At 62.1% G+C, this 12668-nt stretch carries 11 protein-coding genes, 1 other RNA gene and 1 pseudogene; 7 read left to right on the forward strand and 6 right to left on the reverse strand.

The window, feature by feature from the left end; all coding sequences use genetic code 11:
- Positions 1–7 precede the first annotated feature (7 nt).
- The 5 genes and pseudogenes from AC0V7N_RS19475 to AC0V7N_RS19495 form a co-directional block, all read right to left on the reverse strand.
- Entirely contained in the window at positions 8–316 is a 309-nt protein-coding gene (locus AC0V7N_RS19475) for a HigA family addiction module antitoxin (protein WP_475450086.1), read from the reverse strand.
- 8 nt (positions 317–324) lie between these two features.
- Complete coding sequence (locus AC0V7N_RS19480; protein WP_475450087.1) at positions 325–621, reverse strand: type II toxin-antitoxin system RelE/ParE family toxin; 297 nt, start codon at positions 619–621, stop codon at positions 325–327.
- Between the two features lie 112 nt (positions 622–733).
- Positions 734–1393 carry a class I SAM-dependent methyltransferase gene (locus AC0V7N_RS19485; RefSeq protein ID WP_475450088.1) on the reverse strand — a complete coding sequence of 220 codons (660 nt, stop codon included), beginning with the start codon at positions 1391–1393 and terminating at the stop codon, positions 734–736.
- Positions 1390–2688, reverse strand: coding sequence for a BtaA family protein (locus tag AC0V7N_RS19490; RefSeq protein ID WP_475450089.1), 1299 nt, complete (start codon positions 2686–2688; stop codon positions 1390–1392). Before AC0V7N_RS19490 ends, AC0V7N_RS19485 begins: the two co-directional genes overlap by 4 nt.
- Positions 2689–3450: 762 nt before the next feature.
- A pseudogene (locus AC0V7N_RS19495) lies at positions 3451–7320 on the reverse strand (hydantoinase/oxoprolinase family protein); the annotation flags it as partial.
- A gap of 178 nt (positions 7321–7498) precedes the next feature.
- On the opposite strand from AC0V7N_RS19495, the gene AC0V7N_RS19500 reads away from it, so the two are divergent.
- The 7 genes from AC0V7N_RS19500 to AC0V7N_RS19530 all read left to right on the forward strand — a co-directional run bounded on the left by AC0V7N_RS19500 (position 7499) and on the right by AC0V7N_RS19530 (position 11475).
- Complete coding sequence (locus AC0V7N_RS19500; protein ID WP_258582904.1) at positions 7499–7705, forward strand: hypothetical protein; 207 nt, start codon at positions 7499–7501, stop codon at positions 7703–7705.
- Positions 7706–7866: 161 nt separating this feature from the next.
- Positions 7867–8586 (forward strand): TerB family tellurite resistance protein, encoded by a 720-nt coding sequence (locus AC0V7N_RS19505; protein ID WP_475450090.1) that lies wholly within the window; start codon positions 7867–7869, stop codon positions 8584–8586.
- Entirely contained in the window at positions 8583–9338 is a 756-nt protein-coding gene (locus tag AC0V7N_RS19510; RefSeq protein WP_475450091.1) for an N-acetylmuramoyl-L-alanine amidase, read from the forward strand. Before AC0V7N_RS19505 ends, AC0V7N_RS19510 begins: the two co-directional genes overlap by 4 nt.
- A 213-nt stretch (positions 9339–9551) precedes the next feature.
- Positions 9552–10253, forward strand: coding sequence for a lytic transglycosylase domain-containing protein (locus tag AC0V7N_RS19515; RefSeq protein ID WP_475450092.1), 702 nt, complete (start codon positions 9552–9554; stop codon positions 10251–10253).
- Between the two features lie 77 nt (positions 10254–10330).
- Positions 10331–10732, forward strand: an RNA gene (gene rnpB, locus AC0V7N_RS19520) — RNase P RNA component class A.
- A gap of 168 nt (positions 10733–10900) precedes the next feature.
- Positions 10901–11185 carry a type II toxin-antitoxin system ParD family antitoxin gene (locus AC0V7N_RS19525; RefSeq protein WP_475450093.1) on the forward strand — a complete coding sequence of 95 codons (285 nt, stop codon included), beginning with the start codon at positions 10901–10903 and terminating at the stop codon, positions 11183–11185.
- A complete protein-coding gene (locus AC0V7N_RS19530; protein WP_475450094.1) occupies positions 11182–11475 on the forward strand; it encodes a type II toxin-antitoxin system RelE/ParE family toxin in 294 nt (97 codons plus the stop codon). The genes AC0V7N_RS19525 and AC0V7N_RS19530 overlap by 4 nt, the downstream gene beginning before the upstream one ends.
- A gap of 9 nt (positions 11476–11484) precedes the next feature.
- Here the strand turns inward: AC0V7N_RS19530 and AC0V7N_RS19535 are convergent, their stop codons facing one another.
- Entirely contained in the window at positions 11485–12600 is a 1116-nt protein-coding gene (locus AC0V7N_RS19535) for a cystathionine gamma-lyase (RefSeq protein WP_475450095.1), read from the reverse strand.
- Positions 12601–12668: the final 68 nt, after the last annotated feature.

Genomic DNA, 12668 nt, shown 5'->3' on the forward strand with positions numbered 1-12668 from the left:
AACTTGTCTATGCGGCTGTCGGCAAGGGCTTGGCACGATCAACACGCGCCCGCTCGTCGGGCGAATTCATAACCGCCCAAAGATCGTTGCGGCGCTGGACGTTCAGCCAGAAGTCCGGGCTGTTGCCGAACACCCGGGCCAGAATGAGCGCGGTTGCCGCCGTCACGTTGCGGCGGTCGTTGCACAACTCGTTCACATGCTTGCGCTGAACGCCCATCGCCTCGGCCAAAGCCGCTTGCGTCAAGCCGAGCGGCTGCATGAATTCTTCCGAGAGAATCTCGCCAACCGTTGCTGGCTTGCGCGCGGTCATCAACATGTCTCACCTCACTTATAACTGTGGTCGTCGAGATAGATGTCCGACGCTTCACCGCGACCGCCGTCCCACCGGAAGACTAGCCGCCACTGCTTGTTGACGCGGATCGAATGGAAGCCTTCGAGATTGCCGCGCAACTTCTCGAAATGATTGCTGGGAGGCGCGCGCAGATCGTGGTCAATCGCCGCGTCGTCAATCATCTGGAGCTTGCGGAACAAGCGGCTTTCGAGATCGGACGGAATGTTGCGGGAGCGGGTATCGTCTACAAAGAAGGCCCGCAGCCATCCGTCTCTAAAGCCGACGATCATCACATATATCCAGCGTGGAGCTAATGTACCACTCTGTGGGGCATATAGCAATGTGCAAGCAGTTGCAGCCGCCTTATAGAGGTTGGGAGTAGCAGCTCTGCAGATTGCAAACTCAGATCTTGATCACCGCCAGCCAGGCATAGCCGCGATAAAGCGTGCGGAAACGGAAGGTTGCGCCGGTTCGCCGAGATTCCGATTCCAGAACTTCGCGCAGGGATTCACGCGGCGTGACATGGAATTTTCTGAGCCAACCGCGCAGCAGAGCGCGGAACCAGCCGGGCAGGCCTTCCTGCTGGCCGAAATCGACGACATGCAGCGAGCCGCTGGGGGAAAGTGCCGCCAGTGCTGCCGACACCGTCTTTTCCCAACCGGGGATCATCGACAGCGAATAGGAGACGAAGACGCGGTCGAAGCGCTCGACGCCGTAAAGCGAGCCCCCATCGAAATCGGTGGCGTCGCCCCTTGCCAGCGTGACGCGGCTGGACAGGCCTTCGCGGTCGATCGCCTTGCCGGCCGTCTCCAGCATTTCGGCCGAAATATCGAGGCCGAAGAAGCGGGCATCGGGATAGCGGCGGGCGGCGAGGATGATGTTGCGGCCGGTGCCGCAGCCGAGTTCCAGCACGGTGCCGCCGGCCGGCACCTCCAGCCCCGCGATCAGCCGGTCGCGGCCGAGCAGATAGTATTTGCGGGTCAGGTCGTAGATGTGGCGCTGCCAGCGGTAGACGCCGTCCATCAGTTCGGCATGGCTGGCCGGCAGCTCCGTCGTGCTCATGCCGCGCGCTTCACATAGAGGTGGAAGCCGCCATAGATGGCCGAGCGGTCGCGGGCCGAGAATTCGCGCGACGCCTCGTCCTGGTAGTCCCACTGGTCGAGCAGCGAGGTCGAGACACGGCCCGGCAGCAGGCTCGGCTCGGCGGCGGTGCGGAAGATGACGCGGGCGCCGGCCGAGGCGGTGCGGCTGATTTCCGACCACAGCGCATTGAGCTGCTCATCAGTCATCCAATCCTGGGCATCGAGCAGGATGAAGCGGTCGACGGTGCCCGCATCCTTGCCGGCCAGGAACTCGATCAGATTGGCATGGTGGATGGCGACGCGGTCTATATTGCCACGGATGGTGTCGTAGTTCTGCTTTTCCAGATAGGCGGGCAGGGCGGCTTCGCCGGGATTTGGATAGCGGCGGGCGAACGCCTGCCAGGCGAAGTAGTTATTCTGCAAGGGAAAATCGCAGGCGAGCTTTTCCAGTCGGGCCTTCAGCACGCTGGCCATGGTGCCGTCGCCGGAGGTGATCAGCGAATCATACTGCGCCGGCGGAATGCCGAGGCCGAAGAGCGAAGCCTTGCGCGACGTCGCCCATTTCAGCAGCGGTTTGTCGAAGACCGGCGCCAGTTCCTCGTTGAAGAAGCGGCGCTGTTCGCCGATGTTCCTGGCTTCCATCATGCGCGCCGGGTTGACGCCGAAGAACTTCGCCGTGCGGTGACCCATGGCGATGAACAGGCCGAGCAGGCCGGTCTGGTAGAAATTGCGGTCGAAGACACCGATGCGCCGGCGGCCGCGCCAGTTGCGGTGCTCCCAGTAATGGCGGCTGACCGGATCGAGATGCGGCGCGATGAAACGGTCGTAGGCTTCCGAATTGTGGCTGGTGTCGGCGGCGCCGAAGAAGCGGAACAGGTCGCCCTGCGAGGGCAGGCGGCGCACCGCCTCCAGCTTCATGCGGTTCAGCGCGATGTGGGCGGCGTTGAGGTCGACGGCGTCGACCCGTGCCGGCGAGCGGGTGAGGTAAGCCAGGATGTTGCAGCCGCCCGAGGCGATGGTGACGACGCGGTGGCCTTGGCCGAGCTGCATCGCCTCCATGTCGACATCGGGGTCCTCCCAGATTTGCGGATAGACGAGGCCGGAAAACAGAAAGGCGAACAGCCGCTCCGAGATGCCGGCTTTCGAAAGCGCGCGGTTCTGGTAGACGGCTTTTCCAACTTCCTTGCCGCGGCGAAAAACCAGATCTGCGGAAACGTCCGTCATGACAAAGTGATTCCCCATTTGCTTTGTCGCAAGCGGGTAGCGCAGGGTCATGACAGGCCGGTGACAGCCTGTTGACGCCGGCTCAAGCCTTTGCTGTAGCGCGCAAAATTAGGTGGCACCGCCGCGCAACTTCATTTGACAGCGGACTTGGCTGGAAAATCGAGGGCGAGTTGATCCGTGTTTTATGAAGCCAAGATCAACCCGTAGGCTCAGACGAGCTTCCCCAATGTCGGTGCAGGTGTCGCGGCTTTCATGATTTTGTCAGCGGCTGAAACCCAGATAGCTAAATGTATTTGTACAGAGAGTGAGCATCAACCAAAGAGGGCTTGTGCAGAATATGCACCACAACACGATCACCGTTCGAAACACTTGATCATGAGGGAATGTGAAGGGATCGATCTTGGGGTGACCTAAGAGATTTGAGAAGGGCGGCACATATGTGCCTGTAGCGGTAGCATGCAGTGTCTTAGAAAAATGTCTCCAACGTAGAAAAACGAAGCAAGCCCAAAATACAGGAAACAGTGTCAGTGCGAATATCACCTTTAGCGGTATGGGTTGCCCGCCGACGTAGTGAATGATCCACCCAGGGCAACTGCTCCGCGCTGGGTCGACCAGCGAAAATATGAACGCCTCTACAACAACTCCCAAAAAACAGACTATAGCTCCCCACTTGGCGACCCTTCGACAGAAATCGGGATCATAGTTCGGAAGGCGCGCATACTCGTCCATATGGGTGCTAACTCCTCATCAGTCCGCGCGCCGTTTCCAACCTGCCCTGCCTAAGCGGCCAATATTATTTTATCTTGCCCGTCACACTTTGCCAAACCCGCCCGGCGTCGGCGTCGTCAGAATGACGGCCTCGCCGGCATCGAGCACAGTCTGGTCGCAGGCCTTCAGCATGTCGATCGAGCCATCCTTGCGACGAACTTTGGTCGAGCCGACCTCGCCGTCGCCACCTCCGTCCAGACCCTGCGGTGGGCGGTTGCGGTGCGAGGACAGGATCGCGCATTCCATCTTTTCGAGGAAGCGGATGGTGCGTTTGGTGCCGTCGCCGGCGCTCCATTTGCCCTTGCCGCCGGATCCCTCGCGGATATGGAAATCCTCGAGCACCACGGGAAAGCGCAGTTCCAGCACTTCCGGATCCGTGAGGCGCGAATTGGTCATGTGGGTGTGCACCCCCGAAGTGCCGGCAAAGCCGCGGCCGGAATTCATCCGGCCGGCCGGCGAGCCGGAGCAGATGGTTTCGTAGTACTGGTACTGCTTATTGCCGAAGGTGAGGTTGTTCATCGTGCCCTGCGCATTGGCCATGGCGCCCATGGCGCCGAACAGCGCGTTGGTGACATGCTGCGAGGTCTCGACATTGCCGGCGACGACGGCGGCGGGATAGGCGGGCTTCAGCATGCAGCCGTCGGGAATGATAATGTTGATGGGCCTGAGGCATCCGGCATTCATCGGGATCATGTCCTCGACCATGACGCGGAAGGCATAGAGCACAGCGGCACGGGCAACGGGCTCCGGCGCATTGAAATTGTTCTTCATCACTGGTGACGTGCCGGTGAAGTCGACCGTTGCCTCGCGATTTTGCCGGTCGACTGTGATCTTGACCTTGATGACCTGGCCGGTATCGGTCGGGTATTCGTAATGCGAGCTATCCGGCAGCCGTTCCAGAACGCGGCGCACGCTCTCGGCGGCGTTGTCCTGGACATGGCCCATATAGGCCTCGACCACATCGAGGCCGAAATGCGCGACCATCTTGCGCAGCTCGGCGACGCCTTTCTCGTTGGCGGCGATCTGCGCCTTGAGGTCTGCGATGTTCTGGTGCGGGTTTCGTGCCGGATAACGGTGATCGGTGAGCAGCGTATGCAGCTCTTTTTCGCGGAATTTTCCGCGGTCGACGATGCGGAAATTGTCGAACAGCACGCCTTCCTCGTCGACCGTGGTGGCGAGCGGCGTCATCGAGCCGGGGGCAGTGCCGCCGATATCGGCGTGATGGCCGCGCGAGGCAACGTAGAACAGAATTTCCTCCCCCCTTGAGGGGGAGGTGGTGGCGAAGCCGCCGGAGGGGGTCGGATCGACCGGGCTCGGCGCTCTTGCGGTGCCTTCTCGAGAGGACCCCACCCGGCCGCTGCGCGGCCACCCTCCCCTCGAGGGGGAGGGAAAACACCGGCGTCACCACGGTGATATCAGGCAGATGCGTGCCGCCATTATAGGGGGCGTTCAAGGCAAAGACGTCGCCGGGATGGATGTCGCCGGAGTTCAGCCGGATGATGGTTTCGACTGAGCGGTCCATGGAGCCCAGATGCACCGGCATGTGCGGCGCGTTGGCGACCAGGGCGCCTGTGTGGTCGAAGACGGCGCAGGAAAAATCCAGCCTTTCCTTGATGTTGACGGAGTAGGCGGTGTTCTGCAGCGTCACGCCCATCTGTTCGGCGATCGACATGAACAGATTGTTGAAGACCTCGAGCATGACCGGATCGGCTGATGTGCCGAGGGCAGCAGCACGCGCCTTCCTTGCCGTGCGGCGGATCACGACGTGGTTGAGGTTGGTGATTTCGGCTTGCCAGCCCGGTTCGACGACGATGGTCTGGTTGGGCTCGATGATCAGGGCAGGGCCGGCGACCAGGTTGGATGGGCGCAGGTTTTCGCGACGATGGATGCCGGCTTCATGCCACCGGCCTTCGGTGTAGATGCGCCGCGTTCCGGAAGCGCCAGCTTCAACCCTCGCAGGGCCGGCGGGCGCATAGGCTTCGGCGCTGCTTTCGCCGATTTCGCTGCCCTCGACGCCGACCGTCTCGGCGATCATCGGCTTGTCGTCATAGACGAAGCCGAATTGCGCCTTGTGGGCGATTTCGAAATCGCGCTTCGCCTGGAAAATCGAGTCACTCTCGAAATTCACCGGCAGCGTCGTGTCGGTGCCGTCATAGCGGATGTGCAGCACCGGCTTGGTGGCAACCGCGTCCTCGGCAATGCCTTGCGCCGCGAGTTCGGCAATGACGGCCTTTCTCAAGACGGCAATGAGGGCGTCGATCTCGGTTCTGGACTCTTCCGCAAGCGGCTTGAGCAGCGCCTGTTGGCGTGAGGCAAAGACCGAGGCCAGGCCGATGCCATAGGCCGAAAGCAGGCCGGAGAAGGGGTGGATCAACACCGCCTCCATGCCGAGCGCATCCGCGACCAGGCAGGCGTGCTGGCCACCGGCGCCGCCGAAGCAGTTGAGCAGATATTCGGTGACGTCATAGCCGCGCTGCACGGAAATCTTCTTGATGGCGTTGGCCATGTTCTCGACGGCGATGGTGACAAAGCCCTCGGCGACGGCCTCCGGCGTTCGGCCATCGCCGATTTCGGCGGCCAGCGCGCTGAATTTCTTGCGCACGGTGCCGACATCGAGCGGTTCGTTCTGGCCGGGGCCAAAAATCGCCGGGAAGAAATCCGGCTGCAGCTTGCCGAGCATGACGTTGGCGTCGGTGACGGCGAGCGGGCCGCCGCGCCGGTAGGCGGCGGGACCGGGATTGGCGCCGGCGGAGTCCGGTCCGGCGCGAAAACGACCTGCCTCGTAATGCAGGACCGAACCGCCGCCGGCGGCGACAGTGTGGATGCGCATCATCGGCGCGCGCACGCGCACGCCGGCGACTTCGGTGTCGAAGGCGCGCTCATACGCGCCATCATAATGGGCGACATCGGTGGAGGTGCCACCCATGTCGAAGCCGATGACTTTTTCGAAGCCGGCAAGCTTCGCCGTCTCGACCATGCCGACGACACCACCGGCCGGTCCCGACAGCAGCGCGTCCTTGCCCTGGAACATGTCGGCGGCGGTGAGGCCGCCGGAGGACATCATGAACATGAGACGAGGGCTTTCCCTCCCCCTCGAGGGGAGGGTGGCGGCAAAGCCGCCGGGTGGGGTCGGAACGACCGGGCTCGACGCTTTGGCGGTGCCTTCTGAGAGGACCCCCTCTGGCCGCTTTGCGGCCATCTCCCCCTCAAGGGGGAGAGGACGCCGAGCTCTTGGCCAACCCTTTGCACATACCTCGACAGGATGGGCGACAGATAGGCGTCGACCACGGTGGTATCGCCGCGGCCGACCAGCTTGATCAGCGGCGAGACCTCGTGGCTGACCGAAACCTGGGCGAAACCGATCTTGCGGCAGACTTTTGCCACCGCCTTCTCGTGATCGGGGTATTTCCAGGCATGCATGAAGACGATGGCCACGGCATCGATGCCATCGGCCTTGGCCTGCTCGATCGCCGGCCGGCAAGCGGCGATGTCGAGCAGCCGTTCGACGCAGCCATCCGCGAGCACGCGCTCGTTGATTTCGATGACGCGCTCATAGAGCTGTTCGGGAAGGATGATCTCCTTGGCGAAAATGTCGGGCCGCGCCTGGTAGGCGATCCTGAGCGCATCGCGAAAGCCCTTGGTGATGAGCAGGAGCACGCGGTCGCCCTTGCGTTCCAGCAGCGCATTGGTGGCGACCGTGGTGCCCATCTTGATGTCGCCGATCAGGCCGGACGGAACCGCGGTGCCCGATTCGAGGCCGAGCAGGTCGCGGATGCCCTGAATGGCGGCATCGGCATAGGCTTCGGGATTCTCCGAAAGCAGCTTGCGTGGATGCAAACCGCCTTGCGGATCACGGCCGATGACGTCCGTGAAGGTGCCGCCGCGATCGATCCAGAAATCCCACTTCGCGGTCATACGGCATGCTCCGGCATTCTTATCGATGCAATCTGTTAGTTCGCAATGGCTTGGCCTGCAACGACCATGCGCATGATGTTACATGCGGATACGCAACGTTACGAAACCGATAGCCATCCAATGCATTTTCTCTTCAACCGCTCACGTCAACGTGAGCGTGTGTTGAAGGAGAGATGCTATGAAGAAGCTCATTCTTGCTTCCGTTTCCGCCCTGGCCTTGCTTGGCGTGGCCGCCTGCAGCAACAGCGGCACGGACAAAACCACCACCGAGAGTACCAATCCGCCAGCCGCCGAACAGCCGATGAAGCCTGCGGCCCCGGCGGATAAATCGACCAAGCCTGCCGAGCCGGCTCCGGCAACGCCCGCTCCTGCGCCCGCGCAGTAGTCTGTAAGCAGTAAGCGTGTCTTGTTTGGAAAGGCCAGCGTGAAGCCGGCCTTTCCGCATATCAGCGACAGCAGGCCTGACAAGGCGGCTTGTCGCCACATCCCAAACACGGGCCGTTATTGGCTTGATAGCGGGGACCGGTTGGCTCTATGAAGCGGGCCATGTCGATTTGGGACCGCCTCGGCGAGTTTATCACTCGGGTATCATCTTCAGCGACGTCTGGCGTTGCCGACGTCGTCGAGGCTGTGCGCACGGTTTTCTCCGGCGATGCCGACCTGCGCCGCCGCGTCGCCTTCTCGGTGGCGATGATCGCGCTTTCCGCCAAGATGGCCAAGGCCGACGGCATCGTCACCCAGGACGAGGTGCGTGCTTTCCAGGAAATATTCGAAGTGCCGCCGAAGGAGACGCGCAACGTGGCGCGTCTGTTCGATCTCGCCCAGCGCGACGTGGCCGGGTTCGAGACCTATGCCGAGCGTATGGCGCAGATGTGCGGCTCCGGCCATTCGAACTGCGTGATGCTGGAAGACATACTGGACGGCCTGTTCCACATCGCCAAGGCCGACGGGGTGGTGCATGAGGGCGAAGGCATCTTCCTGCACCGTATCGCCGAGATTTTCCGCATCGACGAGGCGCATTACGAAGCCATCATGGCGCGGCACGTCAACCTTGGCGCCGGCGACCCCTATGTCGTGCTCGGCATCGAGCGTGGCAAGCCGTTCGACGAGGTCAAGAAGCGGTATCGCAAGCTGGTGTCGGACAATCACCCCGACCGGCTGATCGCGCGCGGCCTGCCGCAGGAATTCATCAAGATCGCGACGACCAGGGTCGCGGCGATCAACGCCGCCTATGAGATGATCGAGCGGGGCCTGCGGCACGTATGAGCGGCTTCCTGCCCGACGAGCCGAGCGCCGAGGTCAGGGTATCGCCGAATTTCGGACCAAGGCGTGACACGCTGAAGCCTGACATGATCGTGCTGCACTACACCGGCATGGCCACAGGCGCCGGGGCGGAGGCCTGGCTGTGCGACCCGGCGAGCGAAGTCTCGTCGCACTATCTCGTCCACGAGAATGGCCACATCGTGCAGATGGTCCGGGAAAGCGACCGCGCCTGGCACGCCGGCAAGAGTTCCTGGTTCGGGCGCACCGACATCAATTCCTGCTCGATCGGCATCGAGATCGTCAATCCAGGTCATTCGCTGGGCTATCCCGGCTTCCCCCGGCGCCAGATCGCTGCGGTGATCTGCCTGTGCAAGGGGATTACCGCGCGGCATGCGATCCCTGCCAGGCGGGTGCTGGCACATTCCGACGTGGCACCGGGACGCAAGATCGATCCGGGCGAGAAGTTCCCGTGGGCATCGCTGTTCGAGGCGGGCGTCGGCCATCTCGTGCCGGCCGCCCCCATCAGGCGCGGAGCCGCGCTGACGCCCGGTGACAACGGTGCCGATGTCGAGGCGTTGCAGTCGATGCTGGCGCTCTATGGCTATGGTGTCGAGATATCGGGCATTTTCGACCATCAGACACGGATCGTCGTCGAGGCCTTCCAACGCCATTTCCGGCCCAGGCTGGTCGACGGGCTGGCCGACGGCTCGACGATGCGCACGCTGCAAAAACTGCTTGCTTCCACGGGCCGCTGACCCAGGGGCAAGGCGCTGCCCAAGTAATCTTTTTTCCTCTGTCAGGTTACAAACTGTCACTCAAAGTGACTTGCCCCGCCTTCATTGGCGCCAATTCGGGCTTCAAAGGGCAATTCGTACAGTTTGTCGGACGTCTAGCCCCCCGGATGTTCCGATATTAATCAAGCAGCGCCGCACGAAAATCTTCGCGCGGTCCAGACAGAACAGGATCACATGCAGAAATTGACCGTTGTAACGGCAGCTCTTGCTGCCGGCGTAATGACTTTTGCCTTCAACGCGGCCAACGCCGCGCCGGCAAGCCCACGGGCCGATCAGGGGCTCGTCGCGGTGACCGCCAAGGGCAAGGCCATTTCGGCCAAGAGCAGCAGGAGTGTGAAGGCAACGGCGAAGCAGGCTTCCGCGAAGGTGGAAAAGGCCAGTTGGGCCAAGGCGAAGAAATCCACCGCCAAGGCCAAGCGTGGCCGCAAAACCATCGACATGACGACAACGGCATCGATCGGCCTCAGGAATGTCGCCGCGTCGACGGCAGCGGTGGCCAGCAGCGGCCAGTATTCCGCGATCGTCGCACGCTATGCGGCGAGCTATGGCGTTCCGGTCTCGCTGGCCCATGCCGTCATCACGATCGAGAGCAACTATCGGCCGAACATGGTCGGCAGCGCTGGCGAGATCGGGCTGATGCAGATCAAGCCGGCGACGGCGCGGATGATGGGCTACAACGGTTCGGCCAAGGGTCTGTTCGACCCCGACACCAACATCAAATACGGCATGAAGTATCTCGCTTTGGCGCAAAACCTTGGCGGTGGCACCACCTGCGGCACGATCCTGAAATACAATGCCGGCCATGCCGCGACGCGGATGAACCCGATCTCGGCTGCCTATTGCAGCAAGGTCAAGGTGCAGATGGCGGCGCTTTGATTGCAAGTTGCGAGAGCCGGCGGACAAGCCGGCTTTTTCATTTGCGTTTTCCCGGCTGAACCCCTTTATACGCCTTGCCAGCTGGCTGGGCGGCCGCACTCGCAAACGCCGAAAGGCCGCGAGAGTGAGGAAAGTCCGGGCTCCATGGAGACACGGTGCCGGTTAATGGCCGGCGGGGGCGACCCCAGGGAAAGTGCCACAGAAAGCAAACCGCCACGACTTTGTCGGGGTAAGGGTGAAAGGGTGGGGTAAGAGCCCACCGCGCGACTGGCAACAGGAGCGGCACGGTAAACCCCACCGGGAGCAAAACCGAATAGGGGCGGTGCGAGGGGAAACCCTCGAGGGCTGTTTCCGGCTCACCGTCCGGGTAGGTTGCGTGAGGCGCATGGCAACATGCGCCCAAGATGAATGGCCGCCACGTTCTCGTCCTGCAAGGGGCGAGGGCCATACAGAACCCGGCTTACAGGCCAGCTGGCAGTTTCTTCCCTGAAGAGAAATCTTTTGAGATCAGCAGGTTGCGCCCTCGGGCGCGCCTGTCGATTCAAGCTTCTCCGGCCATTCGCCAAGCAAGCCGGTAACTGGCCAACGCTTGAATCCGGTGCGATTAAATCGTACCATTGCTCTGCGAATGGCATCGGGAGCCTATCATGGGACAGGTCGACAAACGCAGCATCACGCTGTCGCCGGAACTGGCGCGAGCGGTGGACGATGTCGTTGCCGCCGGCGAATATGCCTCGGCCAGCGAGGTCATCCGCGAGGCGCTACGGCAATGGAAGGACCGTCGCGATCTGTTTGGTTATACGATCGAGGAACTGCGCAAGCTGGTGCAGGAAGGCATCGATAGCGGGCCAGCGCTGGAAGGACCGCCTATCCTCGAACGAGCGCGCGCCAAATATCTCAAGATGGCTGAGGCAAAAGGCCTTAAGGAGTGAAATACCTGCTGCTTCCCCAAGCGGCGATCGATCTCGAGGGGATCGGTGACTACATCGCCAGCCATAATCCCAATGCTGCGGTCCGTTTCGTGGACGCCTTGGAACGACGATGGAACTTACTCACGCTCCATCCCTTCTCAGGCGCGCCACGGGAGGACATCGCGCCGGGCATTCGCCATCTGGTCATTGGCGAATACCTAACCTTGTATCGCGTCGCTGGCGATGCGATCGAAATCGTCCGCGTGCTGCACGGTCATCGCAATATCGACGCGGAGGATGTCGGCTCGTGACCGGTTCGGTCAGCCGCTGATTCCGTCCAGCGAAATCTCGATCGCCTTCCAGAGCTCTTCCACCGGTTCACAGCCTATCGAGAGTCGCACAAAGCCTGGAGGTACCGCATCGCCTCGCTTCGAACGCCGCTCGGCCGAAGTGTGGACGCCGCCGAAGGAGGTCGCGGCCTCGATCAGTAGGCAATTGTTGATGAAATCCTCGGCCTTGTCCTCCGAGGCGAGTTCGAACGAGATGAGGAAGCCGAAGCGTTCCATCTGGGCGCGGGCGAGGTTGTGCGAGGGATCGCCATTCAGGCCGGGAAAACGCAGGCCACGGACAGCACGATGTTCCTTCAGCCGTTGCGCGATCGTTTCGGCCGATGAGCACATGCGGTCGAAGCGCACCTCCAGTGTTTCGAGGCCGCGATGCACCAGCCAGGCTTCGAACGGTCCAGGAATGCCGCCGGCCATTGCGCGCCAGTCTGTCACCTTGGTGATGATGTCGGCGTTGCGGCTGGCGACATGGCCGAACAGCACGTCCGAATGGCCGTTGACCGCCTTGGTGTCGGCGGAGACGACGATATCGGCGCCGAAGTCGAGCGGGCGCTGACCGAATGGCGTCATCGTCGTGTTGTCGACGACAAGGATCCCGCTTTGTTCGTGGACAGCCTTGGCGATGGCCGAGATATCGCAGATGTCCAGCCGCGGATTGGACGGGGTTTCCACGAACACCAGCGAATAGCCTTCGAAGCCGCCGTCGAGGAAGGTCGGCGTCGGCCTGGTGTCGCAGGTGATGCCGAGCGGCTTCAGGAAGCGTTCGGCCATGGCGCGCGTGGCGTGATAGCCGTCCGCGGGCAGAAGCACGCGATCACCCGATTTCAGAAGCGCGAAAAACACCGACGAAATCGCGCCCATTCCGGAAGGAAAACTCACGCATTGCGCATCTTCCAGATGGCCGAGCACATGTTCCACGGCGCGCCAGGTTGGATTGTCGTAGCGGCCATATTGATCGACGCCGGTCTCGATGCCCGGCGTGTGAAAGATCGAAGCCATGGTCAGCGGCAAGGGGATCGGGTCGCCGGTGGCGAAATCGCGGCTGCGTAAATGGGACAGTTCGGCGGCGCGTGACTTTGCCGTCTCGGACATGAGCTCGATCCTTGTTTTTTGGGCGGAAGACGTCCCTCGACGCTATGCGCGCGGGTGATCGGCGGCAA

Source organism: Mesorhizobium kamtschaticum, assembly GCF_056174585.1.